Genomic DNA, 25,437 nt, shown 5'->3' with positions numbered 1-25,437 from the left:
GCTCCTTATTTAACTAATCCCGAGAAACCCATGAAAGCCATGGACAGAAGGGCCGCCGAAACAAACAGTATGGGGGTCCCTTTAAGGAATGAAGGAAGTGGGCTGGTCCTTATCCGCCTGCGTATCCCCGAAAGGAGGAGCAGGGCGAGCAGGAAGCCTGCGGCAACCCCCACGGCGTACACTACGGACTCCACAAAGGTATAGGGTTTTCCGGTGAACACACAGTTATTATTAATCACCTCCAGGGTAACTGCCAGGATGGCGCAGTTAGTGGTGATCAGGGCCAGGTAGATACCCATGGACCCATAGAGGGCCGGGGCGGATTTCTTAAGGTAGAATTCCACCAGCTGAACCAGGGCGGCAATAACCAGGATGAACACCAGAAGTTGGAGAAACACCAGGCCGTTAGGTTCCAGGATAAAGCGGTAAATAGGCCAGGTAACGCAGGTTGCCAGGACTACTACGAAGGTAACCGCCAAGCCCATACCGACGGACTTGTCCTCATCGGTACTCATCCCTATGAAGGGGCAAAGGGCGATAAAGCGCATGAGCACAACGTTATTAATGAGAAAGGCGGAGATGAAGATCTTGAAGAGGATCATGTCCGGGCCTCCTTGTTCTTGGATTTAAGAAAGAGATTGAAACTGATGAAGAGGGCAAAGATAAAGAACCCTCCCGGGGGCAGGATGAAGAACAGAATCGGGGTATAGCTGTCGGGGAAGATCTGGATACCCAGGATGGTGCCGTTCCCCAGAAGTTCCCTGACAAGGGATATTCCCGTAAGTACCCAGGTATACCCCAAGCCCATGCCCAGGGCGTCAAAGATTACATTTCCCAAGGGCTGTTTGGATGCAAAGGATTCGACCCGGCCCATGATGATGCAGTTAACCACGATAAGGGGGATAAAGACCCCCATGGCCTTGGACAGATCCGGAAAGTAGGCCTTGAGCATATAGTCTATTACGGTGGTAAAGGCGGCGATAACGATGATGAACACCGGTATACGGATGGACTCGGGGATGAGTTTCCGGAAGATACTGATCACCACTTCCGACATGAGGAGCACGAAGGTCATGGAAAGCCCCATACCTATACCGTTAACCACCGAAGTGGTAACTGCCAGGGATGAACAGAGCCCTATCATCAGCACCAGCAGGGGATTTTCCTTTATCAAGCCATTGGTAAATATTTTGAAGAACCGGTTCATTTAACGCCTCCTGAAGTTTCCAGCCAAGTCCGGACCGCGGATCCTGCGGTTTTAACGATGTGGGTAATGGATCGGCTGGTGATGGTGGACGCCGTAATGGCGATCACATCGCCCTTCACTTCAAAGGGGTCGTTTACAGATTTCCCGGCGAACTGGCCGTAAAAGGTTAAGCCCTTTGCTTTATCCACAAAATAAGTGGGGGACCCGGCATTTGCCCCCAGCCCGGGGGTATCGGAGCTCTCCAGTATTTTAACGCCGCTGATTTTTCCGCCGGTGTCCACACCGGCCAAGATCGTTGCCGGCCCGCCGTAACTGGCGCCGGTAGCCCGGATGGCGGCGCCTATAACGCTGCCCCCCCGGAGAACTTTGTATTGGTCCCCAAAGCTAACCGACGGGTCGGGGCTTTTAATTGCACCCTTAAGATCATCGAAGCCATCTGCATCGGGAAACAGCTCCTTCAGGGCGGCTTCCAGATCCGCCTGCTGACGCTCTTCGATAACCTTTTCCGTGGCGGAATACACGAAGGCCAGGCCCACGCAGGCCACAGTGGCGTAGAGGGTCAGGATGATACCGAGTTTTAAAATACCTGAAACTTTCGTTCCCTTCATTTTGTACCCCCCTGTGCGCCGCCGGCAGGGGCGGGCTTTTTCTTAGGCACAAAGCCATATTTTTTTTGAAGGAAGCGGTTGAGGAATGGGGTGGCGGCGTTCATGATCAGGATGCCGTAGGAAACCCCCTCGGGGTAGTTCCCGAATACCCTGATAAGTACCGCGATGATCCCCGCGCCGCAGCCGAAGATGAGTTTTCCTTTGGCGGTGAGGGGGGCGGATACATAGTCAGTGGCCATGAAGAAGGCACCGAAAATGAGCCCCCCGGAAAATATGCTGAAAAGGGGATCCATCCCCAGTATCAGGGACAGGATACAGGCGGACACAATCATGGTGAGCGGCGCCCGCCAGTCAATGGTTTTTGTGGCCAGGAGGAAGATCGCCCCGACCAGGATAAGCAGTATGGATGATTCACCGGTGGTGCCCCCGTGGATACCGATAAAGAGGGTCTTTATAGTGGTCCAGTAGTCGGGAGTTTTGGCCAGCCCGGCGGCGACAAAGTCCGCGCCCACCCCCGGTAAACCTCCGCTCAGTTTAAAAATTCCCAGGGGAGTGGGGCCGGTTACCGCATCGGTCAGGGTGGTTCCAAAGCCCAGGGGCCGGGCCCAGGTGGCTATGGAAGCGGGGAAACTCATGAGGAGAAAAGCCCGGCCGATGAGGGCGGGGTTAAACACATTGGCCCCCAGGCCGCCGAAGAATTCCTTGGCCACCACCACGGCGAAAACCGCTCCCAGGGCGGTCATCCAGAGGGGGGTTGTGGGGGGAAGTACCAGGGCTAAAAGCAGCCCGGTTACCACGGCGGAAAGGTCCTTAGCCCGGATATCTTGTTTGGTGATGCACCGGAACAGGGATTCCCCCGCTACCGCTGCCACTATGGATACCAGGATGTTCAACAGTGCGGGAATTCCGTAGATAAGCACCCCGAAGACCGTGGCAGGCGCCAGGGCAATCAGCACATTGGTCATCAGGTTACGGGCAGCAACTTTTGATGCAATGTGAGGGCTTGAGGAGAGGAAAAGCTCCTGAGAGAGAGATTCATTTTGTGCCATTACAATGCTCCTTAGGTTTTTGCCGGGGCGGGCTGTGCAGCCGCCGCCTTGGCCGCTTGAGCAGCCTGTTGGGCTTGCTGTCGTATCCTCAGGCGCTGTTTCCCGATCCGGAAACGCTGGACCAGCTTAATCCGGGCGGGACACATGAAGGTGCAGCTGCCGCATTCAATACAATCCATCAGCCCGGCGGCGACCGCTTCGTCCAGGTCTCCCGCTTCCAGGGCCATGTTCATGATGACCGGGGAAAGCCTGGCCGAACAGTTTCTGATACAACGTCCGCAGCGGATACAGGGACCTTCCAATTCCGCCACGGTTTCCGCAGCAGTGAGGAGGATGATCCCGGAGGTATTTTTCTGTATGGGAATATTCAGGTTCGGTACCGCGTTGCCCATCATGGGGCCGCCGAAAAGAATTTTCTTGAGTTTATCGTAATCAACTTCCATAAATACCGGGGGCAGATCAGTTAACAGGGTGCCGATGGGGGCCCGGATGTTTTTGGGCATCTTACAGGCGCCGCCGCTTACGGTCAGGTCCCGGTCCACCAAGGGCTTGCCCAGGGTAAAGGCTTCGGCTATAGCCACCAGGGTCCCTACATTCTGGACTATACAGCCCGCATCCATGGGCAGCCCCCCGGAGGGAACCTCCCGGCCGGTCAGGGCGGTGATGAGCAGTTTCTCCCCACCCTGGGGATACCGGGTCTTACAGAGCCCTATGCTGATTTCACCTACCGAGGCGGCTTGTTCATTCAGCCGGATTTCCCGTTCTATCATGGGGATGAGTTTTTCTTTGTTGTCCTCCATCCCGATGATGGCCTTTTTGACCCCGGTGATCTTCATGACGATGGTAAGGCCAAGGATCAGCATGTTGGGTTTTTCGGTCAATACCGCTTCATCTGTGGTAAGGTAGGGCTCACACTCGGCGCCGTCGGCAATGATAAAATCAATGGGCTTATTCGGTGGCGGGTTGAGTTTTACGTGGCAGGGGAAGGCCGCGCCCCCCATACCGGTGATCCCCGCCTCCCGAATCCGGGCCAGGGCTTCCTCTTTGGTACAGGTAAAGGGGTCCAGGGGGGGGAGAAATTCTTCCCCACCCGCTGCGTCCGGATCCGCTTCAATAGTTACGCAGATCCCTTCGGTGTTATTGGACTGAGTCCGGGGCTCAATCTTCTTTACTACACCGCTTATGGATGCGTGGACCGGTACAGTCATTGGGCCCGGAGCCGCCGCATCGGCAATCTTCTGTCCCCGTCTGACATGGTCTCCTACATTTACCAGACACTTATTCGGCGCGCCGAAGTGCTGGTTAATGGGAATTACCACCTGTTTGGGAAGGGGGGCCAGTTCTACGGGCGTCCCCTCGGTCGCATGTTTCCGGGTTGGAAGCAACAGACCTCTCTTAAATGTGCTTACCGCCATTAGTGGCTTCTCCTTTAATAAAAATTTGTCTAAATTGCAGGTTTAGAACAAAAATTTAGAGTTTGTATTAGGTAAAAGCATATGATCAAATATGGGTAAGGACATATTAGTCTTTAATTGAGTAGCCGTCAAGTTTTATTATTATATATATATAAGAAACTATATTAACAATTTGTGTCGCATAATTTAGTTGATACAGCGGAGGCTCATTGCCCGGCCAGCTCGGAAAGGGAAATGGGTTTTGGCGAATCCACCTCTCCTTCAACCTTGGCCAGTTCTTCCATAAGTTCCCGTCCCCGTTTGGAGAGTTTTGCGGGTATCTGGACTATTACCTTGATGTAGAGGTTACCCCGGCGGGACCCGTTGGGAACCCCTTCATCACGGATACGCAGGAGTTTGCCGTTTTGGATTCCCGGGGGAATTTTAACTTTAATGGTTTTTCCGTCCAGAGTTGGCACCTGTATGTCCGCCCCCAGACTGGCCTGGGTTATGGAAATGGGTACCGCACAGTAGAGGTCATCGTCCTGGCGTTCAAAGTATTCGTGGGCTTTAACCCGGATAAACACGTAGAGATCCCCCGGAGGCCCGCCGTTCGGGCCGGCGTCTCCCTGCCGGGGTATAACCACCCTTCTGCCGTTTTCCACCCCCGCCGGGATGGTGACCATGATCTTTTGCCGTTTTTTCTGGGTTCCCGTGCCGCCGCAGTCCTTACAGGGATGTTCAATGATGTACCCCTCCCCTCCGCAGGAAGGACAGGCACTGGCCACAGAGAAAAATCCCTGGCTATGGCGGACCTGACCGGAACCCTGGCAGGTGGGACAGACCTTTTTCCCTGCGCCGTTGGCCGCACCGGAACCTTTGCAGGTGGGGCAGCTTTCATTCCGGGAATACTGTATCTCAACTTTGCTGCCGAATATGGCGTCCTTAAAGGGTATTTCGATATCGTAGCGGAGGTTGGCGCCCTGCCGGACCCCGCCCTGTCCCCCGCCGGAAGACCGGCGCCCGCCGCCCCCAAAGAAGGTCTCAAAGATGCCGCCTAAATCCCCGGAGAATATATCCTCAAATCCCCGGAAGGCCTGGGAAAAGTCCTGACCGCCGCCCATACCTTCAACCCCGGCATGGCCGAACTGATCGTAGGCGGGCCGCTTCTGGTCGTCCGAGAGTATCTCGTAGGCTTCGGTGGCTTCCTTGAACTTCTCTTCCGCTTCCTTGTTCCCCGGGTTTTTATCCGGGTGGTATTGTATGGCAAGCTTGCGGTACGCCTTTTTTATATCATCCTTGGAGGCGTCTTTTTGTATTCCCAATACTTCGTAGTAATCGCGCTTTGCCAATTTATATCACCCTTTTACAGAATTAACGTGCCCCGCCTTTAAGGGCGGGGCCGTTGTTTACTTATTGTCGTCTACAACTTCGTAGTCTACATCCTCGGCGCTCTTGGTGTTGTTGCCGCCGGAAGAATCACCGCTGCTGCCGGGACCCCCTGCTTCGGGGCCCGCGCCCGGTCCGGGACCGGCTGCGCCCTGTTGGGCAGCTTGCTGTTTGTAGAGTTCCTCGGCGATCTTGTAGGACACTTGCTTCAGCGCCTCAGTCTTGTCCTTGATGGTCTGGATTTCTCCGCTCTCCAGGGCACGGCGCAGGTCCGCAATGGCCTCTTCGGTCTTGGACTTATCCTCAGCGCTTATCTTGTCCCCAAGATCCTTGATGTTCTTTTCAGTACTGTAGATCATGGTGTCCGCTTCATTGCGGACCTCCGCTTTCTCCCGTTCCTTCTTATCTTCTTCGGCGTGGAGTTCCGCTTCCTTGACCATACGCTCAATGTCCTGGTCGTTCAGCCCCGAGGAGCTTTCTATGCGGATCTTCTGTTCCTTGCCGGTGCCCAGGTCCTTGGCGGAGACGTGGACTATGCCGTTGGCATCGATATCGAAGGCAACTTCAATCTGGGGAACCCCACGGGGCGCCGGGGGCAGACCTACCAGGTCAAAGCGGCCCAGGGTGCGGTTCTGGTTAGCCATTTCCCGCTCACCCTGGAGCACGTTGATGGAAACCGCGTTCTGACCATCCGCGGCGGTGGAAAAGATCTGGCTCTTCCGTGTGGGGATGGTGGTGTTCCTGGGGATGAGCTTGGTCATAACCCCGCCCAGGGTTTCGATACCCAGAGAGAGGGGAGTTACATCCAGGAGCAGCACGTCCTTCACATCCCCGCCCAGGATACCGCCCTGGATGGCGGCGCCAATAGCCACCGCTTCGTCGGGGTTGACCCCCTTATTGGGATCCTTTTTGAAAAGGTCTTTGACAATCTGCTGAACCGCGGGAATACGGGTGGAACCGCCTACCAGGATAACCTCATCGATCTGATCCGCGTTGAGCCCTGCATCGATCAGGGCTTTCTTACAGGGCTCCTTGGACCGTTCCAGCAGGTCTGATACCATCTGCTCAAACTTTGCCCTGGTCAGGGATTTCTGAAGGTGTTTGGGACCATTCTGGTCAGCAGTGATAAAGGGAAGGTTTATCTCGGTGGTCTGCATGGCGGAAAGTTCTATTTTGGCCTTTTCCGATGCTTCCCGAAGCCGCTGTAAAGCCATGCGGTCCTTGGAAAGATCGATCCCCGCATCCTGTTTGAATTCGGTGATAAGCCACTCCATGATACGGCGGTCAAAATCGTCCCCCCCTAAGTGGGTATCGCCGTTGGTAGACTTTACCTCAAAGACCCCTTCCCCCAGTTCCAGGATGGAAACGTCGAAGGTGCCGCCCCCCAGGTCGTAGACGGCGATGGTTTTTTCTTTCTTTTGGTCCTTGTTGAACCCGAAAGCCAGGGAGGCCGCAGTGGGTTCGTTGATGATCCGTTTAACATCAAGGCCGGCGATCTTTCCCGCATCCTTGGTGGCCTGGCGCTGGGCGTCGTTAAAGTAGGCCGGGACGGTGATAACCGCCTCGGTAACCGCCTCGCCCAGATAGTCCTCGGCGGTCTTCTTCATCTTCTGAAGGACGAAGGCGGAAATTTCCTGGGGGGAATACATTTTTCCGTCAATGTCCACCCGAACATCATCACCCTGTTCCACTACTTTATAGGGAACCAGTTTCCGTTCATCCGTGGTTTCGGAAAACCGGCGGCCCATAAACCTTTTAATGGAATAGATCGTGTTTTCGGGGTTGGTGATCATCTGATTTTTTGCAGGCGGACCTACAACCCGCTCACCCTTGCTGGTAAAACCCACGATGGAGGGAGTAGTCCGTCCCCCTTCAGAATTTTGGATAACCACCGGTTCGCCGCCCTCAAGGACAGCTACGCACGAGTTTGTGGTTCCCAAGTCAATACCAATAATTTTGCCCATTTTACATCGGCTCCTTTCTATATACTATAATATACTAAAATCTATTGCTCTGTGGCTTCTCCGGGCATCAAAACCTTAACCTTGGCGCTTCGGACAACCCGGTCCTTAAGGGTATACCCCTTGAGAAACTCCTCCTTGACTACCGGTTCGGCAATTTCGGGGGATTTTTCCATCATAAGGGCTTCATGCCGGTTCGGATCAAAGGCTTCCCCGGCAGAGTCAAAGCGCTTAAGCCCCCATTTGTTTTCCAACTGGGAGGTAAGGCGCTTTTCAATCATGTTGATGCCCTCATAGAAACTGTCAAATTCTTTCGAAGCGGAACTCAGGCTTTCCACGGATTTAATAGCCCGCTCAAAATCATCGATGATAAGGATAAGGTCCAGGAGCAGGCTCTGGTTCGCAAAGTCGATAGCCTCCTGCTTTTCCCGGTTCATCCGCTTGCGGAAATTCTCAAAATCCGCTGCCTTCCGCAGATATTGGTCCTTTACCTCCCGGAGCTGTTCCTCCAGGGCTGCAATCTGCTCCTCCGCCGTCAGTTCCGGGGCCTGGCTGCCCTCGATAGCAGGATCGCCGCCAGCCGCCTCTGTCCCGGCAGTTGTGGGTTCCGGCCCCACAGAATCGGTGGCCCCGGGCTCTCCACCCGGGTTTTCCACGCCAGAAACGCCGTTCACGGTATTTTCTGAGGTTTCTTCCTGGTCCTTCTCGTGAGATGCATTTTTGGGCATGAAAACTTCCTGTACTTTTTAAAGCCCCCTAGTCCTTGGGATTAGAAAGCCTTTTTATAGTTTTTGCTTATATAATGAAAAAATACTTATAGGACCATGCAAAGGTCAAGTAAAAGATTAAAAAAAGAAGTGAAATGCATATTGATCTCCCAGGACCAGGACGCCGAGGATGGCTACATAGAGGGCAAAGCCCCGGAGGGAGCGGGTTTTCACGATCCGCAGCATGAATTTTATCGCAAAGAAGCCCACCACCCCGGCGGACAGGGTCCCGGCAATGATGGGCGCTATCCCGATGCTGCCCAGGGGCTCCCCGTCAAGGACACCCTTCAGTTGCAATACCAGGGCGCCCAGGATCGCCGGAATGGACAGGAGAAAGGAGAAGCGGGCGGCAAAATCCCGGTCTAGCTTACGGGACAGGGACCCCGAAAGGGTCAGCCCGGACCGGGAAACCCCGGGAATAATGGCAATTGCCTGGCAAATTCCGATAATCAAGGCATCAAACCAGCCCATAGCAGTTTGGGGCCGTGCTTTTCCGGGCCGATGGGACAGAAATTCTGACCCCATGAGGGCCGCTGCGGTGAAAAGGAAGGAAAAGCCCAGGAAGGCCGCCGATTGGAAGGCCCCTTCGATGGTGTCTTTAAAGACCAGGGCGATAATAACCGTAGGAATGGTCCCCAGGATAAGAAAACCCGTAAGGGGCTGGACAATCCGGCGCAGAATAGACCAAATATCCTCCCAAAGTACGATAAAAACAGCAACCAAGGTCCCCAGATGGACCATGGTGTCAAAAAGCAGTACTGGTTCAGAAATGCCGAAGATCTTCTGTAAAAGTACCAAATGGCCGGAGCTGCTTACGGGCAAAAATTCAGTAAGCCCCTGGACCACTCCCAGGATAATTGCTTCGAAAATGTTCATAAATTCCTCCACGGCTTACGGTAGCCGTGCACTGTTTAAGTTACCATAATAATATATCCAGGTCTGTGCAAGCCGGAGTGGAATCCCCGGTTTGCCGGAAAAAGTTTGTTCATTTTTTGAACAACTTTTGAAGTGGAGTATTGTATTTTTTTTATGAGTACGATATGGTTGTTTTAGACAGCGGCCGCGTTCCGTCCGCAAATCCGGCAAGCCAGTTTCGGCGGCGGCTGGGTTTCTCTATAGGGGTAAGGTATGGACTGACGGCTTTTTCAAGCCACGCCAGTGGTCCTGGTGCGCTCATAGGATGAGCAAAAGCCGTTTTACTCCGCCGGAAGGAAGATAGTGAACATCACCCAGAAAATACTGCCCAAAATACCCACCTTTGTTGTAATAGGAGGGATTTTTTTTCTCTCATCCCAGAGTATACTCCCCAGCCCCAAGGGCCTCCTGGGTTTTGACAAACTCCAGCATTTGATAGCCTACCTGGTTTTGGCGGGGACTATAGTCCCCTGGTTTCCCCGGGAACAATGGCAATCTCACCGGCTGAGGACCCTGTTGTTAGCCACCTTCATCAGTTCTTTATATGGAATAAGTGATGAGATCCACCAGTATTTTGTCCCCGGCCGGGACTGCAATGTCTGGGACTGGGTTGCAGATACCATCGGCTCTTTTTTAGGCGCCGCTGCAGCACTGCCTGTCTGCCGGTGTTTGTTCAGGAAAAGCAAGGCCGAAGAAAATCAACCGGTGACGCCATGAGAATAACCGAAGCTGAACGGAAAGTCCTGACCGAGGCTGTACAGGAGATTGACCATGATGCCCATGTGTGGCTTTTTGGTTCCCGGGCAGATGATGCAAAGAAGGGCGGAGATATTGACATCGCGGTCCTTTCCCCGAAAATTGATATAAACGGGCGAATGAAGATTCGCAGAAACATTGTGGATTCCCTGGGGGAGCAAAAAATCGACATTGTAGTTTCTGCGAAGGGCGATGAGCCGTTTTTCCGCCTAGCGGTGGAGAAGGGAATACGGCTGGATGGGTGATTTAGCTTTAGAGAACCTGCAAAGGGATCTGGGGAATCTTAATTCAAGTTTAACCTGGCTGCGCCGTTCCTTTGAACGCTGTACCGTTCTGACTATTAAAGACGAATATACTGACGATGAATACGATCAGTTTGAAAACCTTACTTCCCGTTACGCAAGGACAACGGATCTTCTTATAAGCAAGCTGTTTAGAAGCCTGGATACAGTTGAATTAACAGATAGCGGCAGTATAATAGACGCCGCCAACCGGGCAGAAAAACGGGGGATTATTGATTCAGTTTCGGCTCTGCGGGAACTCAAAGATCTTAGAAATGAGATAACCCACGAATACGAGCCAAATGATTTAAAAGACCTGTTTGCGGCGGTTTTGGAAGCAACGCCTAGGGTGTTTTCGATTGCCGAGCGCTTTTTACAGTATTGTGAACGGTACACCAGGACCAGCTAACTGATATTCCAATACTAACAAATCATATATTCCATTAGTACTGGAATAATATCCTGTTTTCGGTTATACTTATCCTATGAAGTTGTCCGATTTACGGGAGATTGGCCGGTCTCAAAAAGAGGCTGCCGGGGCACGGGATACCGGGCTAGAACGGGATATATTGCCGGACCTGCCGGACACGAAAACCCATGCCCTTATTGTGAGCGGCATCAGGCGCTGCGGGAAAAGCACCCTGCTCCACCAGTTTGTCCGGTCTTTGGGGCGGGATTCGTTTTATTTGACCTTTGAGGATCTCCGGCTGGCGGATTTTACCACCGCCGATTACCGGCTCCTTGATACGCTGATGGCGGAATCGTTGCCGGGGCTTCTTTTTTTTGACGAAGTCCAGGCGGCGCCCCGTTGGGAACTGTATGTCCGGCAGAAACTGGATGAAGGGTTTCAGGTTATCCTGACGGGATCCAATGCATCCCTTCTGAGCCGGGAACTGGGAAGCAAATTAACCGGGCGGCACCTTTCCCGGGAACTGTTTCCTTTTTCATACCGGGAGTTCCTGCGCTTTACCGGGAAAGACCCCGGCGCGGTGAGCCTGGACCACTACCTGGGGTCCGGAGGATTCCCCGAATATCTCAAGACGGGGAACCGGGAGATTTTGGAGCAGCTGCAAACGGATATCCTCTACCGGGATATTGCGGTACGGTACGGGCTGCGGGACAGTGCTTCCCTCAGGCAGCTTTATATATACCTGGTATCGAATGCCGCGCAGCTGGTCTCGCCCAGCAAGCTGATCCATGTTGCGGGCGTTAAGTCGCCTTCAACCATACTGGAATATTTTTCCTATTTAGAGGCATCTTACCTCTTGGCTCTGGTGCCGCGATTTGCGTGGTCCGTAAAAGCCCGGAGCCTGGCCCCCAAGAAGCTGTATATCGCGGACACCGGGATAATCCGGACCGGCTCGGTTTCCGGGATGGAGAATTCCGGCGCCCTGCTTGAGAACTTTGTTTTTAATCAGCTGCGGCTTAGTTATAAGGAAATTTATTACTTTGCAGATGACGCCGGGGAATGTGATTTTGTTGTTGCTCCCCAGGGCAAAAAGAAAGAACGCCAGTGTTTTCAGGTATGCTATGAACTGCATGCTGATAATGAGGACCGGGAAATAAAGGGGCTTTGCACAGCCCTGGATTTTTTTGAACTGAAGGAAGGGGTGATTGTTACCCGGGACACCCGGGACCTTATCGTCAAGGACGGGAAGACAATCAGGGTAATTCCGGCGTGGGAATTTGCGGGGTAAAGCCCTGGTACAGGCCGGGACGCCGGCTTTTTAACTAGACAGAAATAGCTATTATGGTGAGTGGGATCACCGTTGCAGCAAGGCCTGAGACTGCTCAGAGAAAGCGACATACCATATACTTGACAAGTTGACAAAATAGAGCGATACTAAACATATGAAAGCAATGCCGGTTGGGGAAGTTAAAACGCACTTTTCAGAGGTCCTTGAAGAAGTGAGGCAGGGAAGCACGGTGGGGATTTTATACGGCAGGGCCAAAAAACCGGTCGCTATGATTGTCCCGTACGTTGAAGAAAAAGTTAAAAAGAGGAAAATAGGAATTTTGGACGGAAAGATGACCGTGAAATTTATGCCCGATTTTGAAATGACCGTAGAAGAATTGCTCGCTGTAAAATGAAATTACTGCTGGATTCCCATACGCTCCTATGGTCTATAGGGAAAAGCGATGAGTTATCAAAAAAAGTTATACAGGAACTGGAAGATACTAATAATGATATTTTAGTAAGCGCCGTATCATTATGGGAACTGGCATTAAAACAGAGCATTGGGAAATTAGTTCTTAGCTCTTTTGATATAAAAGATATTCCCTATTATTGCAAAAAGATGGGCTTTGAACTGATACCGTTAAATCCTGTGGAAGCATTGGAAAGCTTTGCCTTAGCGCAAAAAGAAAAACATAAGGATCCATTCGACCGGATGCTGATTTATCAATGCATACGCAATAACTATATATTTGTAAGCCGCGATACCAAGAATGAATTATATAAAAAAGATGGATTAAAATATATTTGGTAGAATCGTTCTGACTTATGCAGAAAGTATCTATATCGTGGAAAGGTTGCTCAAGGGGTGATGCGCAGCTTTTCTTGTGAAAGGGAAATGAAAAAATCCTTGCTCCATAAGTCCAGTGGGCGGGTGTCCCTGATAAAAGGGAGCACATCGTTTTTTATCTGCTTATAATCAACCGATGAAAAGCGGTCTGTTAGCAAGCGGAGTATATCTTTTAGGGCGAGAGGCTCCGGCCCGGCCCAGTGCCCGCCCTGGCGTATGCCGGCTTCTAAGTACCGGCGATTGACCGGGATGCCCTTTGAAAGGTACCAGAGGTAGTCGTAAAAATCACGGCCCTTGGCGCGGGATTTCCAGGAGCGGTACAGGAGCGCGTGAAGTTTGCCCGCGAAAAGCGATGGAAGGTCAAAGAGCCGGACCGAATAGGGGATCGGCATAAGGCCATATTTGACTTCGTAGCCAGCGCCCGGGTAGGGGTTCGTATCAACTTCAAATTTGACCTTAATCAGTTCATTTGGGGGAACACCGGGAACCGGCGGGGTGATGGAACCTATCTTTAAAAGATGAAGCAGGGTTCCCCCTTTAATAAAGGCTGACTGAACGGCGGTGTCAGTCACCTTTTCTTTCGTTTCTACGGTCATGTCAAAACCGTATGATCCCAGCTCGTCCCAGACAGCGTTCAGATAGAGACCTAAGTCAAAGGATGAGTCCGGTTCCATAAGACTGAAATCCAGATCTTCGGAAAAACGGTCGAGCTGGTGAAAGATACGGAGGGCCGTTCCTCCATAGAAAGCAGCGTGGGTAAAAAAATGGGCGCGGTCAAGGGCTGCCAGGGTGATTTCCTGAATAATCTCCTTGAGGGCGTCCCGGCGTTCTTCGGTAGTAGTACAATGGTACTGCTCAAACATTATTTGTACCGGTGATTTGGTGTTCATTGGTATACTTCCTTGCCCAGCCAATCGGCCAGGGCCAGCAGTGATTTTCTGCGGTAGAGCGGAGCAATCCAGCGGATAAAGGCGCCATCCAGATTGCGGAGATCTTGGCGGTCAATGCGCCAGTCCTCTAGGAGCAGGGACCCCATATCGTTCAGGGAAGTAATTGACGGATTTTTATAGACCATATCGCAGAGGGCCTTTTCCGGCGAAGCGATAAGATAGGGTAATCCCGCCTCTTCCCGCACGGTAATGCCATAGGGATACACCGTAGGGGGAAGATAGAAATACCGGAATTCCCCCAGAGGAGTGCGGAACACCTTGTCCTTGTTTTTATTGAAGCTTGCGGATGTTACCACCCGTACCCGTTCAGGGATAAGGCCTGCATCGGCCAGGGCGTACTGAAAGGAAATATAGGAAGGTCCGTAGAGCAGCGGGGCAATAGGCGGGTGGGGAGTTGCGGGATCGTCCACAAAGAGGCCTTTCCGCAACTGTACCAGGGCGCCGGCCTTTAAAAGCCGGGTAAGCCGCGCTTGGGGGGAAGCATAGCCTGCGAGTTCATCCATAACCATCAAATGGGTCTTAATCATTGTATCTCCGGTAAGTACAAATATACGATACTTTCTGGAGATAAACAAGGGATAAAAACACAAAATTTCGATATATCGAGAATATTCAAGCAATCACGAGAAAATCCTCGATATATCGAGAAACCTAAAGAAATTGGCCAAGCTGCGGCCCTTGACTTTGTATACACACCTGTATATACTAAATAATACAGGCGGTGGTACAATGCAAATGACGAAGGTTTTTAAAAGCGGAAATAGCCAGGCAATACGTATTCCCAAGGAATATCAAGTTGATGAAGATGAGCTATGTATCAATAAAATTGGCAATACAATAGTCCTTTTCCCGAAAAATGATCCATGGGAATTATTTAAGAAAAGCCTAACTGAATTTTCAGATGATTTTCTTTTTGATGGGAGAAATCAACCTCCGATGCAGAAGCGTTTTTAGTATCGTGTATTTATTAGATACTAATATTTGCATTTATATAATTAATAAACGGCCGCAAAAGATCATAGAGAAAATTAGTCTGCATGAACCTGCAGAGATAAAAATATCGGCTGTATCAATAGCTGAAATGGAATATGGGGCTGCCAAAAGCGCCTATCCCGAAAAAAACAGAAATGCCTTACGGGATTTTTTGACATCATTTGAAATAATTCCTTTTGATCTTAAGGATGCAGAGATTTACGGGATAATACTGGCCGAGTTGGAACGGAATGGAGAAGTTATAGGCCCTTATGACATGCAGCTTGCTTCCCAGGCTTTAAGCCGGGATTATATTTTTGTAACAAATAATGTGCAGGAATTTCAGAGAATTAGAAAACTTAAATTAGAGAATTGGGTATAAACCGCATACAAGGCAAAGGCCTTTACCGAAAAAGGTCTGTAAATGATGGAAACTACCACGCATCAACACATGAAAAAGGATTGCATTCCACTGGTCAGGTATTCTATCTTGAGGAAGTAATAAATAAATACCATAAAAAATGCATTTATATTTTCCTGAAATAGTAAAAAATTATCTCAATTTTATTCGATTTTCATTTGAAACGAAACAAAAAATAGTTCTTTCAATAAAAAAACTGAACAAAGGACATAAACGGTTTTTTGCATGGTTCTGCATTCTGCCAGGATATTTAGTCTATCTTATTAAAAAATAAATGTTTATGAGTGTTAAACAATTTTTAAAAAATGTAGTTATCCTATTATATCGGAAACAATCATCTAGATAACGATATAAATTATTTTTTTACAAGTAATAGTTTAAATATGCAAAAACCTCAAATCATTGATCTTCCTAAAATATTAGACAAACGAGGAAACCTTTCTTTTTTTGAAAATGACAATCAGATCCCTTTTAGGATAAAACGGACGTATTGGATTTATGATGTGCCCGGTGGGGAATTCCGTGGCGGACATGCATATAAAAAAAATGAGGAATTTATCATAGCTCTATCCGGCAGTTTTGATGTAATCATTGATGATGGAAAAGAAAAAAATACATATAATTTAAACAGATCGTATTATGGTTTGTACGTCCCTAAATTATACTGGAGAGAAATAAACAATTTTTCAACTAATTCTTTAGCATTGATAGTGTCGAATGTGGAATATAATAAAAATGATTATATTCTTAATTATACTGAATTTTTGTCGTTAAGAAAATGACGAATATAACTACCGTATATGATTGTTCTATAATAGAACTACCAATAAATCACCGCGAAAAAGGGAATTTGACAGTAGTTGAAAATGAAAAAGAAGTTCCTTTTAATGTACAACGGATTTATTATTTATATGATATCCCTGGAGGAGAATCCCGTGGGGGGCATGCCCACAAAGAGTTAAGACAATTGATTGTCGCGGCATCAGGTAGTTTTGATGTCATCTTAAATGACGGTAATATTAAACGAGTATTCACCCTAAATCGGTCATATCAAGGTTTATTAGTAGTTCCCGGTATCTGGCGGGAGTTAGATAGCTTTTCATCTGGTTCTGTTTGCCTTGTGCTGGCTTCTCACGCTTATGATGAGATGGATTATCTCCGCGATTATGAAAGTTTTTTAAAATGGCGGGCCAATTTAAATTTAAAAAAAATATAGTGAATCTCCATATTCAGAGAATAGTACAATTTTATATAGTTGCGACAGTTGCGATGGCATTGGAATGATTATATAAGGGAATATCAAGAATATTCAGTTTGGAAAAACGAATATATAGGACGCTTGTAGTTTCCGAGGAGCATTTATGGAAGAAAAAGAAAGATTGGAAAAAATAGCTAAGAATTCCATTTATTCACATGGAATAAGCAAAATCACGCAAGAATATTGTTGTAAAATATTCCTGTGATATCTTAGGCCAGGAAACATACTTGAGCTAGGGCCTGCTGAAGGAATAATGACAGATAAATTGTATCCTATACGCCCAGACGGGTATACAGTTGTTGATGGGAGTTCAATATTTACCGATCAGATTAAAAATAGATATCCAGGTATTAACGCTGCAACTTTCATATTTGAAGAATTTAATTCATCTGTAAGTGAAAAATATGATAATATTATATTAGGACATGTTCTTGAGCATATTTTAGATCCGGTTTCTATTCTGAGTTCATGCAAAAAATGACTAAAGAAAGACGGGGCGAGGGGTAATATTAGCTGCAGTTCCTAATAAAAACAGCTTACATCGGCAAACAGCAGTACAAATGGGCCTTCTATCAAGGCTAGATGATTTTGGCGAAAAAGATAAACGACATGGACACAGAAGAATATTTGGAATAGATTCTTTTTCGGGATGCTTTATAAAAGCAGGGCTTGATGAGGTTGTTACTGGAGGATATTGGTTGAAACCATTCTCTGATATGCAAATAGAAACATATTATACTAATCAAATGATAGATGCATTTTTTTATCTTGGAGAGAAAATGCCTGATATTGTAGGTGAAATCTGTATTATTGCAAAATCGTGAATACTTAATGATGGTGGAATTGCTAAATTTTATCTTTCTTTTTAAGAAGGCAAAATTATGTTAAAAAAAATATTAATCGGTGGTGCCGGAGGTGCGCCATCTGAAGGTGTTATCAATTCATTGTTATTATCGGAAAAAAAGGAAACAATTATTGGAATAGGTTCTGAACCGACAGATTTGGTTTTATCAAATGCACAGAGAAAATATTATATACCTTATGCGAATTCACCTGATTACAAAGATGTTTTAATAAAAATAATAAAAAAAGAGAAGCCGGATTTTATACATTTTCAAAATGATCTAGAAATATATCACGCTTCTTTTTTAAGAAATTATATCCATGAATTAGGTGTAAAAACATTTATGCCTGAACATGATGTTATCGACATTTGTGTCCATAAATATAAATCGTATTTGCGATTCAAATCGGCTGGAATTACAGTTCCTGAAAATTTAATGATACAAAATGAGAATGACCTGCAAAAGGCTTTTAAAAAATTATCCGATAAAGATGGAAATATTTGGCTCAGATCCGCCTCTATAGGCGGCGGTGGTAAAGGTTCAATTCCGACCAATGATTTTGAATTAGCGCGGGGCTGGATAAATCGAAATAATGGTTGGGGTGATTTTGTTGCGGCCGAAATGTTAACCGCTGATACCATAACCTGGTTATCTATATGGTATGAAGGTGAGTTGGTTGTGGCTCAAACCAGGAAAAGGACTGGATGGGTACATGGAAACCGAAGCGCTTCTGGAATTACCGGTGTTACGAAGGTAGGTGAAACCTGTTCTGACATCTTAGTTGATGAAATAGCCATTAAATCAATAAAGGCGGTTTCCGATAAACCCCATGGTATTTTTGGTGTTGATTTGACCTATAATAAAGATGGTATTCCAAATCCGACTGAGATTAATATATCTCGATTTTTTACAACAATTCTTTTTTTTACCCAGGCTGGCTTGAATATGCCGGTATTATTTAAAGATTTGGCGTTATATAATGAGTACCCTAAGCTGAATAAGAAAATAAATCCTTTAAAAGACGGTCTTTTGTGGTTGCGGGGTATGGATTCAAAGCCCCGATTAATGACCAGAAAAGAAATTAAACAAGAGGTTATCACATTTTGAATATCGTTAAGGGACTTGTTGCCCCCTCACAACAACCTCCCCGAATATTATGGATTGACTTCGCAAAAACATTTGGAATATGGTTGGTGGTTTTTGGACACACGGTGATTCCAGAAACTATGTATAATTTTATTTTGGCATTTCATATGCCATTATTTTTTTTTATATCTGGCTATTTAGAAAAAAACAATAGGAATTTCAAAGAAACGATAATACAGGGAATAAAAGTATTAATAATTCCCTATATATTGTTATACAGTCTATATTATACATATTGGTTTGTAGCTGTGTTTTTACGTCATCAGGAATTATATGTAGATGAATCAATTATATCAGCACTAGGCAAACCTATTATAGGAATGTTATTAGGGATAGGCAGTAATACACCATATTCAATTATGCTTATTCCTCCATTATGGTTTCTGTGGGGTCTATTTTTTGTAAAAATAATTCACAAAATAATTTTTATGATTGTCAAGGAAAGGATTGAGTATTATATAATGGGGATGGGGATAGATGTTATTATTATATTCATGCTTATATTGCTAAGTAAACGCTTGATACTATCTATTGATTGTGCGATTTTAGCATTTCCATTTTATGCCATTGGGAATATTTCACGAATGAAAAACTTAATAAAAACAAATAACTTAAACGCAAATAAGTTGAAGGTATTAATCAAAATTCTAATTGCAATATTGGGTTATATGCTAATAATATTAGGCGTAAATTATAATGGGAGAGTAGATATTAATAATTTTCAATATGGAAAAGATGGGTTATTATTTTATACATTTGGAATAGTAGGAATAATATCGACAATAAACTTATCACAGTTATATTGTAATTGTAGCAAAATAATAACAATATTATCAAATGGAACAGTAATAATATTGGCATTCCATCAATTATTAAACGGATATTTATTAAGAATTATAAACATAATTGGTATCGAAGTAAATTTGATGATTATAATGATAGTATCAGTAGTAAATGTGTTATTAACTATAATCCCAATAATAATTATTCAAAAACATTTTCCTATATTAACGGGGGATAGAAAATTAAAGTACCTATAAAAGACGACTTTTGTAATTAAGGCATTGATATAAAACCACAGTTGATGAATGGTGAAGGGCAAAAAATAAAACGGGAGAATCATACATTATGAATATTCTAATTACAGGAGCAAGTGGATTTTTGGGGAAAAATTTATTAAAATATATACAGCAGTATAAAAGTAATGCCATTAAAATTTTTTTGTTAGTTTCAAAGAATATTGAAGGTTACAATTGTATAATACATAAAAATTATACGTATGGCAGAGATGAATTACCGCATAACATTGATGTTCTTATACATATGGGGGCATTTAGCCCAAAGAGTAACGAATCGTTAGATTGTGTTGATAATGTTGCAGAAAATATAATGACCACAAATTACCTATTGGAAAATTTATCTTGTCTGCCGACTAAAATTATTTTTATTAGTTCTATAAGCGTATATAATAGTAAAAATGATGATTTAATAGATGAAACTACACAAACAAAACCAGATACTATGTATGGGGCATCTAAATTATTTTGTGAAAAAATAATAGAATCATTCTGTAAAAAAAATAATATTGACTATCAAATATTTCGATCGGGTGTTCTTTACGGACCTGAAGATCCTCAGATGTGGATTATCCCGACGGTAATAAAGAATATTAGGGAAAATAAAAATCCAGTTGTTTTTAATGGCGGTAATGAATTGAAGTCTTTTGTCAATGTATCTGACTGTTCAAGAGTAATTTACCAATCATTATTTAAGAAAATTGATGATAAGATAATTAATATTGTTTCGGATCAGAATATATCAATAAAAACATTAATTGATATTTTGATAAAAATAAGTGGAAAAAATTTGATGATTGAAAATATTATAAATGAAAAAATATATCATAATACGATTTACAATAATAATCTGTTAGTAAAAAATTATGATGGTATTAAAATAGATTATTATGAGGGGTTAAAAGAAGCTTATGAGAGTTATAAATAGTTGTGGCTTCGCTATAATTAATTATAAAAAGAAAGTAATAAAATTATGAAAAATGATTTAGATAAAATTGCAATTAATTTAAGGAGAAAAATTATAAAATTATGTTGGTTGGGTAAAGGTGGACATATTACATCTTCACTTTCAGCGCTCGATATTTTGATCACATTATATTTTGGAGATATATTACAATTTAATAACCAAGACCCGGAAATGGAAGAAAGAGATCGATTTATATTAAGTAAAGGTCATGCTGCATTGGCATTGTATAATGTTTTATGCGAGGCAGGATTTTTTCAATGGAATTCATTAATGACTTTTTGTAAACCCGGTACAATTTTTGGCGCGGAACCAACGCCAAAAATCCCGGGAATTGAAGGTGCAACCGGATCTTTGGGACATGGATTGTCTTTTGGAGTTGGGATAGCTTTATCTGCAAAATTAAAGAAAGCATCGCATTTAACCTATGTTTTGACAGGAGACGGGGAATGTCAGGAAGGGTGTATTTGGGAAGCCGCAATGTCGATTACAAATTTTAAATTAAATAATTTAATATGGATTATTGATTATAATGGCAGACAAGTTAATGGAAGAATCTCTGAAGTAATGAATATTGATCCATTGGATAAAAAACTGGAAGCATTTGGCTTTGATGTTGTTTCAGCAAATGGGCATAATTATAATGATTTAATAAGTGTTTTGAAAGTTGATAAATTCAATTTGCCGATAAAACCACGCGCAATTATTTTGCATACAATCAAGGGGAAGGGGATCCCATTATGCGAAGATAAAGAGAATTGGCATGGAAGAGTACCAATTGAAGAAGAATTGAATATCATTATTGAACAATTGGGGATAACTAAAAAAGATTTTGAGGAATTATGAGAAAAGTATTTGAAAAATATATTTATGATCTCTTAGGCGCAAATTCTAAAATTGTATTTTTAGTATCTGATAGTGATTTATCTGAATATAAAAAAATAAAAAATAAATACCCGGATAGATTTTTTGATTTTGGCATTGCTGAATCTAATATGATTGCAATATCTGCAGGATTTGCGAAGGAAGGATATATCCCCCTTGTATATGCGCTTAATAGTTTCTTGGCCTACCGTGCATTGGAATTTATCCGTGATGATATATGTCTTCAGAAACGCAATGTAAAAATAATTGGATTGGCTGCTGGTGTTATTGCAAATACTCTTGGTCCAACTCATCATTCAACTGAAGATATTGCGGCTTTACGGGCATTACCTAATTTGATATTAGTTTCTCCCGGAAGTCCAAAAGAAGTTTCAGTTGTTTTGGAAAAAAGTGTAGATTATAACGGTCCTGTTTATATTCGTTTAGGGAAAGCTTTTGAGCGAGAAATATATGAAAGTATCTCGCCATTTGAAATAGGTAAAAGCACATTGATGTCTGAGGGGGAAGATATAACAATAATCTCCACAGGTTCTATTATTGCAGATGTAATTGAAGCTGCGGAAATGTTGAAGAAAGATGACATAACTGCGGAAATTATTAATATGTCAACAATAAAACCTATTGATAAAGAATCAATTATTAAATCTGCTCTGAAAACGAAAAAGGTTATTACCGTCGAAGAGCATAATGTTATAGGAGGATTGGGGTGTGCCGTTAGTGAAGTTTTATGTAAGGCAGGTGTTACTGTCATATTTGATATTATGGGATTTAATGATACTTTTTGTAATGATTATGGATGGCATCAGGATTTAAAGAGAATGTATGGATTGTCTCCACTACATATTTATGAAAAATGCAAAATAATTTATAATGACAAAAGGGATTGCCTCCACCCCTAGTAGATGCATTTACATTGATTGCTTTGCTGCATTTCAAGATTAAACTCGAGAATATATGAGCAAGATATTTTTTGATTTAGACGGAACTTTAATTAATGCTCAAAAAAGGCTTTATGATCTTTTTCAATATCTTGTTCCACAATCGCAATTAACAATTACAGGGTATTGGGATTTAAAACGAAGTAAAATAAATCATAAGAAAATCCTTATAGAAAAATTTAATTATTCTGAAACTGAGTTTTTTTATTTTCAAAATAAATGGATGAATTTAATAGAGACCTCTGAATATCTTGAAAAAGATGTACTTTATGATGGTGTTGAAGAAACTCTTGAGAAAATAAAGACGGATTATAATCTTAATTTAGTCACGGCCCGCCAAAGCTCTTTCATGGTATATAATCAATTGGAAAAATTTGGATTATCAGAATATTTTGAAAATGTTTTTATTACAGAACAAAAAATGACAAAAGTAGAAATAGTAAAAGACCATTGTTCAATTCATTCAGATGATTATCTTATAGGTGATACTGGTCATGATGTTTTAAATGGAAAAGAACTTGGCTTAAAAACTATAGCAGTAAGTTATGGTTTTTTATCAAGAGAAGCACTTTTTGAATATACGCCTGATTTAATTATAGATAATATTTATGACATTAGTACACTATTAAATAGATAATCTAGTTCTAATATAGAAAAATTATCTCCCAGTTAATTGTATATTTCGAGGACAAAATGGATATTCCTTTTCTATCGTTAAAAGATATAACCGGTAAATACAGTGAAGAAATCCACAATGTGGTAAACCGTGTTATAGATTCTGGTTGGTATTTACAAGGTAGTGAAAATACTGCATTTGAGGCAAATTATTCCCGATATATCGGAACACAATATACTATTGGTGTTGCCAATGGCCTTGACGCTCTCATCTGGATATTACGAGCATACATCGAACTGGGTGTTATTTCTCCCGGTGATGAAGTAATTGTCCCTGCAAATACCTATATCGCGTCTATATTGGCGATCACTGAGAACCGACTTGTTCCTGTTTTAATTGAACCGGATATAAACACCTATCAAATTGATGATTCAAGAATTGAAGCTGCGATAACCAAAAAAACAAAGGCAATTATGATTGTCCATTTGTATGGACGTTGTGCGTATACCGAAAAGGTAGGGCAGATTTGTAAAAACTATAATCTAAAGCTGATAGAGGATAATGCCCAAGCCCATGGATGCTTATTTAATGGGCGGAAAACGGGCTCTCTTGGAGATGCTGCAGGGCACAGCTTTTATCCCGGAAAGAACCTCGGCGCTTTGGGGGATGCTGGCGCAGTAACCACTAGCGATAAGAAATTAGCTAATGTGGTACATTCATTAGCTAATTATGGTTCGTCAAAGAAATATGTCTTTCAATATTTGGGGCGCAATAGCCGCCTTGATGAAATTCAGGCGGCTATACTTGCTATTAAATTACAATACCTAGATGAAGATAACAATTTACGAAAAACAGTTGCTAAGAAGTATATTAATGGCATTAACAATTCAAAGATCATACTTCCAAATGTTATGGACTACAGCAATAATGTATTTCATATATTTCCGATTCGTACAAAGGGGAGAGATGAACTGCAGGAATATCTTGCAAAAAATGGCATACAAACCTTAATCCATTATCCTATACCGCCCCATAAACAACAATGCTATATAGAATGGAATGATAAATCATTCCCCATTACTGAACAAATCCATGATGAAGAATTGAGTTTGCCTATGAGTCCAATGCTTACAGATAATCAGATTCAATATGTAATTGATACGGTTAATCAATGGTAAATAGAATTTCACGAAAAATAAAAAAGATTTTTAAATTAGATATCATAAAGGTTTTTTCATTTACTTCAATTTCAACATTAGTTAAGATGGCATCTGGGTTTATTGGCGTTAAGGTAGTGGCTGTAATTATTGGCCCTACTGGAGTAGCCCTTGTTGGCCAACTTAACAATTTTAGTTCCATAATAATGGCTATTGCAACTGGAGGAATTATAACTGGAGTCATAAAATATATAGCTCAATACAAAGATGATACAGATGCTGTTAGGGCGTATATTGGTACTGCAGTTAAAATAACTCTCAGTTTAAGCTTTATCTGTGGATTACTTTTAATACTGACATCTCGATTTCTTGCTTTTAAAATATTACTTGATACAAAATATAGTTTTATATTTATTATATTCGGATTAGCATTAAGTTTTTATGTTGGTAATACTTTATTACTTGCCATTATCAATGGATATAAACAATTCAATTTATATGTAAAAATTTCAATCATATCAAGTATCATTGGATTATGTCTTTCATTATGCTTAGTTATTCCGTTTGGTGTGAATGGCGCTTTGATAAATACAGTGACTAGTCAAAGCTTTGTATTTATTATTCTTCTTTTTTTAATTAAAAAAGCGAATGTTCCTTATCTATCAAAAAATTATATTTGGAACAGGTTTGATAAGTCAAAGGCTGCGCATTTTTTTCGTTTTTCTCTGATGACTTTAGTTTCAGCCTTTTGTACACCGGTTTCACAGCTTATACTCAGGAGGTATATAATTGATAATTTTTCAATGCAGGCAGCTGGGTGGTGGGAAGGTATAAATAGACTGTCCCATGCATATTTAATGATAATTACATCATCTTTTAGTGTTTATTATTTACCTAAATTATCCGAACTATCTAGCGCGGTTAGTATAAAACGCGAAATAAAAACGGCTTGTAAAGTTATTATTCCATGTTTAGTGGTAGGCTTAAGTAGTGTTTATTTTAATAGATTTCTAATAATTGACATTTTGTTTTCTTCTGAATTTTATGAAATGTCTAATTTACTTTTTTGGAGGCTCATTGGAGATTTTTTTAAAGTGGCAAGCTGGCTAATTGCCTATCTTATGCACGCTAAAGCCATGGCAAAACTTTTGATAAGTACTGAAATTATTTTTTCTTCATTAGAAATCATTCTATCAATTTTATTGAGTAATTTGATAGCCATGCAAGGAATTATGTTGGGATATGCGATTAATTATTTTATATATTTTTCTTTAATGGTTTATTTATTAATTAACAACGGCTTTAAATTAGAAGCTGATCTATAAAGTATAATGTCATAGCTCCTTATGAATATATA

At 43.4% G+C, this 25,437-nt stretch carries 31 protein-coding genes; 20 read left to right on the top strand and 11 right to left on the bottom strand.

All coding sequences use genetic code 11. The features are described from left to right. Positions 1-5: 5 nt before the first annotated feature. From TREPR_RS17560 to TREPR_RS17520, 9 genes are all read right to left on the bottom strand, one after another. Entirely contained in the window at positions 6-602 is a 597-nt protein-coding gene (locus TREPR_RS17560) for an electron transport complex protein RnfA (protein ID WP_015709689.1), read from the bottom strand. Next, positions 599-1,207: an electron transport complex subunit RsxE gene (gene rsxE / locus TREPR_RS17555; RefSeq protein ID WP_015709688.1), complete on the bottom strand. Its 609-nt coding sequence runs from the start codon at positions 1,205-1,207 to the stop codon at positions 599-601. The genes TREPR_RS17560 and rsxE overlap by 4 nt, the downstream gene beginning before the upstream one ends. Beyond that, a complete protein-coding gene (locus TREPR_RS17550; RefSeq protein WP_015709687.1) occupies positions 1,204-1,815 on the bottom strand; it encodes an RnfABCDGE type electron transport complex subunit G in 612 nt (203 codons plus the stop codon). Before TREPR_RS17550 ends, rsxE begins: the two co-directional genes overlap by 4 nt. Further along, positions 1,812-2,864: an RnfABCDGE type electron transport complex subunit D gene (locus TREPR_RS17545; RefSeq protein ID WP_015709686.1), complete on the bottom strand. Its 1,053-nt coding sequence runs from the start codon at positions 2,862-2,864 to the stop codon at positions 1,812-1,814. Before TREPR_RS17545 ends, TREPR_RS17550 begins: the two co-directional genes overlap by 4 nt. Positions 2,865-2,875: 11 nt before the next feature. Then, positions 2,876-4,279 carry an electron transport complex subunit RsxC gene (gene rsxC / locus TREPR_RS17540; RefSeq protein ID WP_015709685.1) on the bottom strand — a complete coding sequence of 468 codons (1,404 nt, stop codon included), beginning with the start codon at positions 4,277-4,279 and terminating at the stop codon, positions 2,876-2,878. 206 nt (positions 4,280-4,485) lie between these two features. Further along, the gene (dnaJ, locus tag TREPR_RS17535) at positions 4,486-5,610 is read right to left on the bottom strand and encodes a molecular chaperone DnaJ (protein ID WP_015709684.1); all 1,125 of its coding nucleotides are present in this window, start codon (positions 5,608-5,610) and stop codon (positions 4,486-4,488) included. Between the two features lie 57 nt (positions 5,611-5,667). Then, a complete protein-coding gene (gene dnaK / locus TREPR_RS17530) occupies positions 5,668-7,611 on the bottom strand; it encodes a molecular chaperone DnaK (RefSeq protein ID WP_015709683.1) in 1,944 nt (647 codons plus the stop codon). Between the two features lie 41 nt (positions 7,612-7,652). After that, positions 7,653-8,336 (bottom strand): nucleotide exchange factor GrpE, encoded by a 684-nt coding sequence (locus TREPR_RS17525; protein WP_015709682.1) that lies wholly within the window; start codon positions 8,334-8,336, stop codon positions 7,653-7,655. 117 nt (positions 8,337-8,453) lie between these two features. After that, positions 8,454-9,251, bottom strand: a complete 798-nt coding sequence (locus TREPR_RS17520; RefSeq protein WP_015709681.1) for an undecaprenyl-diphosphate phosphatase — start codon at positions 9,249-9,251, stop codon at positions 8,454-8,456. 342 nt (positions 9,252-9,593) lie between these two features. On the opposite strand from TREPR_RS17520, the gene TREPR_RS17515 reads away from it, so the two are divergent. From TREPR_RS17515 to TREPR_RS17490, 6 genes are all read left to right on the top strand, one after another. Beyond that, complete coding sequence (locus TREPR_RS17515) at positions 9,594-10,007, top strand: VanZ family protein (RefSeq protein ID WP_015709680.1); 414 nt, start codon at positions 9,594-9,596, stop codon at positions 10,005-10,007. After that, entirely contained in the window at positions 10,004-10,291 is a 288-nt protein-coding gene (locus TREPR_RS17510; RefSeq protein ID WP_015709679.1) for a nucleotidyltransferase domain-containing protein, read from the top strand. Before TREPR_RS17515 ends, TREPR_RS17510 begins: the two co-directional genes overlap by 4 nt. Further along, positions 10,284-10,736, top strand: coding sequence for a hypothetical protein (locus TREPR_RS17505; RefSeq protein WP_015709678.1), 453 nt, complete (start codon positions 10,284-10,286; stop codon positions 10,734-10,736). Before TREPR_RS17510 ends, TREPR_RS17505 begins: the two co-directional genes overlap by 8 nt. A 76-nt stretch (positions 10,737-10,812) precedes the next feature. Next, positions 10,813-12,024, top strand: coding sequence for an ATP-binding protein (locus tag TREPR_RS17500; RefSeq protein ID WP_015709677.1), 1,212 nt, complete (start codon positions 10,813-10,815; stop codon positions 12,022-12,024). A 154-nt stretch (positions 12,025-12,178) separates the two neighbouring features. Then, entirely contained in the window at positions 12,179-12,418 is a 240-nt protein-coding gene (locus TREPR_RS17495; protein ID WP_041610946.1) for a type II toxin-antitoxin system Phd/YefM family antitoxin, read from the top strand. Further along, complete coding sequence (locus TREPR_RS17490; RefSeq protein ID WP_015706266.1) at positions 12,415-12,816, top strand: type II toxin-antitoxin system VapC family toxin; 402 nt, start codon at positions 12,415-12,417, stop codon at positions 12,814-12,816. Before TREPR_RS17495 ends, TREPR_RS17490 begins: the two co-directional genes overlap by 4 nt. A 47-nt stretch (positions 12,817-12,863) precedes the next feature. On the opposite strand, the gene TREPR_RS17485 is transcribed toward TREPR_RS17490, so the two are convergent. Both TREPR_RS17485 and TREPR_RS17480 read right to left on the bottom strand, forming a co-directional pair. Further along, on the bottom strand, positions 12,864-13,742 hold the full coding sequence (locus TREPR_RS17485; protein ID WP_015706267.1) for a nucleotidyl transferase AbiEii/AbiGii toxin family protein: 879 nt from the start codon (positions 13,740-13,742) through the stop codon (positions 12,864-12,866). Further along, positions 13,739-14,329, bottom strand: a complete 591-nt coding sequence (locus tag TREPR_RS17480) for a type IV toxin-antitoxin system AbiEi family antitoxin domain-containing protein (RefSeq protein WP_041611292.1) — start codon at positions 14,327-14,329, stop codon at positions 13,739-13,741. The genes TREPR_RS17485 and TREPR_RS17480 overlap by 4 nt, the downstream gene beginning before the upstream one ends. A 208-nt stretch (positions 14,330-14,537) precedes the next feature. Between TREPR_RS17480 and vapB the strand changes: the two genes are divergently transcribed. From vapB to TREPR_RS17420, 14 genes are all read left to right on the top strand, one after another. Continuing rightward, positions 14,538-14,756: a type II toxin-antitoxin system antitoxin VapB gene (vapB, locus tag TREPR_RS17475; protein WP_245534759.1), complete on the top strand. Its 219-nt coding sequence runs from the start codon at positions 14,538-14,540 to the stop codon at positions 14,754-14,756. Positions 14,757-14,760: 4 nt separating this feature from the next. Then, positions 14,761-15,156: a type II toxin-antitoxin system tRNA(fMet)-specific endonuclease VapC gene (gene vapC / locus TREPR_RS17470; RefSeq protein ID WP_041611291.1), complete on the top strand. Its 396-nt coding sequence runs from the start codon at positions 14,761-14,763 to the stop codon at positions 15,154-15,156. Between the two features lie 422 nt (positions 15,157-15,578). Continuing rightward, positions 15,579-15,977, top strand: a complete 399-nt coding sequence (locus tag TREPR_RS17465) for a sugar 3,4-ketoisomerase (protein ID WP_015709674.1) — start codon at positions 15,579-15,581, stop codon at positions 15,975-15,977. Next, the gene (locus tag TREPR_RS18295) at positions 15,974-16,411 is read left to right on the top strand and encodes a sugar 3,4-ketoisomerase (RefSeq protein ID WP_015709673.1); all 438 of its coding nucleotides are present in this window, start codon (positions 15,974-15,976) and stop codon (positions 16,409-16,411) included. Before TREPR_RS17465 ends, TREPR_RS18295 begins: the two co-directional genes overlap by 4 nt. A 265-nt stretch (positions 16,412-16,676) precedes the next feature. Beyond that, the gene (locus tag TREPR_RS18035; protein ID WP_281054615.1) at positions 16,677-16,934 is read left to right on the top strand and encodes a methyltransferase domain-containing protein; all 258 of its coding nucleotides are present in this window, start codon (positions 16,677-16,679) and stop codon (positions 16,932-16,934) included. Between the two features lie 79 nt (positions 16,935-17,013). Further along, positions 17,014-17,277, top strand: a complete 264-nt coding sequence (locus tag TREPR_RS18030; RefSeq protein ID WP_052299752.1) for a hypothetical protein — start codon at positions 17,014-17,016, stop codon at positions 17,275-17,277. A gap of 57 nt (positions 17,278-17,334) precedes the next feature. After that, complete coding sequence (locus TREPR_RS17455; protein WP_015709672.1) at positions 17,335-18,405, top strand: ATP-grasp domain-containing protein; 1,071 nt, start codon at positions 17,335-17,337, stop codon at positions 18,403-18,405. After that, positions 18,402-19,484 (top strand): acyltransferase family protein, encoded by a 1,083-nt coding sequence (locus tag TREPR_RS17450; protein WP_015709671.1) that lies wholly within the window; start codon positions 18,402-18,404, stop codon positions 19,482-19,484. Before TREPR_RS17455 ends, TREPR_RS17450 begins: the two co-directional genes overlap by 4 nt. 88 nt (positions 19,485-19,572) lie before the next feature. After that, on the top strand, positions 19,573-20,448 hold the full coding sequence (locus TREPR_RS17445; protein ID WP_015709670.1) for an NAD-dependent epimerase/dehydratase family protein: 876 nt from the start codon (positions 19,573-19,575) through the stop codon (positions 20,446-20,448). Positions 20,449-20,493: 45 nt separating this feature from the next. Continuing rightward, the gene (locus TREPR_RS17440) at positions 20,494-21,330 is read left to right on the top strand and encodes a transketolase (protein WP_015709669.1); all 837 of its coding nucleotides are present in this window, start codon (positions 20,494-20,496) and stop codon (positions 21,328-21,330) included. Continuing rightward, positions 21,327-22,268, top strand: a complete 942-nt coding sequence (locus tag TREPR_RS17435; protein WP_015709668.1) for a transketolase family protein — start codon at positions 21,327-21,329, stop codon at positions 22,266-22,268. Before TREPR_RS17440 ends, TREPR_RS17435 begins: the two co-directional genes overlap by 4 nt. A gap of 55 nt (positions 22,269-22,323) precedes the next feature. Continuing rightward, positions 22,324-22,944 carry an HAD family hydrolase gene (locus TREPR_RS17430; protein WP_015709667.1) on the top strand — a complete coding sequence of 207 codons (621 nt, stop codon included), beginning with the start codon at positions 22,324-22,326 and terminating at the stop codon, positions 22,942-22,944. A gap of 56 nt (positions 22,945-23,000) precedes the next feature. Then, entirely contained in the window at positions 23,001-24,101 is a 1,101-nt protein-coding gene (locus tag TREPR_RS17425) for a DegT/DnrJ/EryC1/StrS family aminotransferase (protein ID WP_015709666.1), read from the top strand. Beyond that, entirely contained in the window at positions 24,095-25,405 is a 1,311-nt protein-coding gene (locus TREPR_RS17420; protein WP_015709665.1) for an O-antigen translocase, read from the top strand. The genes TREPR_RS17425 and TREPR_RS17420 overlap by 7 nt, the downstream gene beginning before the upstream one ends. Positions 25,406-25,437: the final 32 nt, after the last annotated feature.

This window comes from Treponema primitia ZAS-2, assembly GCF_000214375.1.
Lineage (GTDB): Bacteria > Spirochaetota > Spirochaetia > Treponematales > Breznakiellaceae > Termitinema > Termitinema primitia.
The sequence above is the reverse complement of the archived record's forward strand: the minus strand, read 5'-3'. Positions and strand labels throughout refer to the sequence as shown.

Coding starts and splice junctions, on each gene's coding strand:
- TREPR_RS17560 (WP_015709689.1), bottom strand. CDS start 602: ATGATCCTCTTCAAGATCTTCATCTCCGCCTTTCTCATTAATAACGTT.
- rsxE (WP_015709688.1), bottom strand. CDS start 1,207: ATGAACCGGTTCTTCAAAATATTTACCAATGGCTTGATAAAGGAAAAT.
- TREPR_RS17550 (WP_015709687.1), bottom strand. CDS start 1,815: ATGAAGGGAACGAAAGTTTCAGGTATTTTAAAACTCGGTATCATCCTG.
- TREPR_RS17545 (WP_015709686.1), bottom strand. CDS start 2,864: ATGGCACAAAATGAATCTCTCTCTCAGGAGCTTTTCCTCTCCTCAAGC.
- rsxC (WP_015709685.1), bottom strand. CDS start 4,279: ATGGCGGTAAGCACATTTAAGAGAGGTCTGTTGCTTCCAACCCGGAAA.
- dnaK (WP_015709683.1), bottom strand. CDS start 7,611: ATGGGCAAAATTATTGGTATTGACTTGGGAACCACAAACTCGTGCGTA.
- TREPR_RS17525 (WP_015709682.1), bottom strand. CDS start 8,336: ATGCCCAAAAATGCATCTCACGAGAAGGACCAGGAAGAAACCTCAGAA.
- TREPR_RS17520 (WP_015709681.1), bottom strand. CDS start 9,251: ATGAACATTTTCGAAGCAATTATCCTGGGAGTGGTCCAGGGGCTTACT.
- TREPR_RS17510 (WP_015709679.1), top strand. CDS start 10,004: ATGAGAATAACCGAAGCTGAACGGAAAGTCCTGACCGAGGCTGTACAG.
- TREPR_RS17505 (WP_015709678.1), top strand. CDS start 10,284: ATGGGTGATTTAGCTTTAGAGAACCTGCAAAGGGATCTGGGGAATCTT.
- TREPR_RS17500 (WP_015709677.1), top strand. CDS start 10,813: ATGAAGTTGTCCGATTTACGGGAGATTGGCCGGTCTCAAAAAGAGGCT.
- TREPR_RS17495 (WP_041610946.1), top strand. CDS start 12,179: ATGAAAGCAATGCCGGTTGGGGAAGTTAAAACGCACTTTTCAGAGGTC.
- TREPR_RS17490 (WP_015706266.1), top strand. CDS start 12,415: ATGAAATTACTGCTGGATTCCCATACGCTCCTATGGTCTATAGGGAAA.
- TREPR_RS17485 (WP_015706267.1), bottom strand. CDS start 13,742: ATGAACACCAAATCACCGGTACAAATAATGTTTGAGCAGTACCATTGT.
- TREPR_RS17480 (WP_041611292.1), bottom strand. CDS start 14,329: ATGATTAAGACCCATTTGATGGTTATGGATGAACTCGCAGGCTATGCT.
- vapB (WP_245534759.1), top strand. CDS start 14,538: ATGACGAAGGTTTTTAAAAGCGGAAATAGCCAGGCAATACGTATTCCC.
- TREPR_RS17465 (WP_015709674.1), top strand. CDS start 15,579: ATGCAAAAACCTCAAATCATTGATCTTCCTAAAATATTAGACAAACGA.
- TREPR_RS18295 (WP_015709673.1), top strand. CDS start 15,974: ATGACGAATATAACTACCGTATATGATTGTTCTATAATAGAACTACCA.
- TREPR_RS18030 (WP_052299752.1), top strand. CDS start 17,014: ATGGGCCTTCTATCAAGGCTAGATGATTTTGGCGAAAAAGATAAACGA.
- TREPR_RS17455 (WP_015709672.1), top strand. CDS start 17,335: ATGTTAAAAAAAATATTAATCGGTGGTGCCGGAGGTGCGCCATCTGAA.
- TREPR_RS17445 (WP_015709670.1), top strand. CDS start 19,573: ATGAATATTCTAATTACAGGAGCAAGTGGATTTTTGGGGAAAAATTTA.
- TREPR_RS17440 (WP_015709669.1), top strand. CDS start 20,494: ATGAAAAATGATTTAGATAAAATTGCAATTAATTTAAGGAGAAAAATT.
- TREPR_RS17435 (WP_015709668.1), top strand. CDS start 21,327: ATGAGAAAAGTATTTGAAAAATATATTTATGATCTCTTAGGCGCAAAT.
- TREPR_RS17430 (WP_015709667.1), top strand. CDS start 22,324: ATGAGCAAGATATTTTTTGATTTAGACGGAACTTTAATTAATGCTCAA.
- TREPR_RS17425 (WP_015709666.1), top strand. CDS start 23,001: ATGGATATTCCTTTTCTATCGTTAAAAGATATAACCGGTAAATACAGT.
- TREPR_RS17420 (WP_015709665.1), top strand. CDS start 24,095: ATGGTAAATAGAATTTCACGAAAAATAAAAAAGATTTTTAAATTAGAT.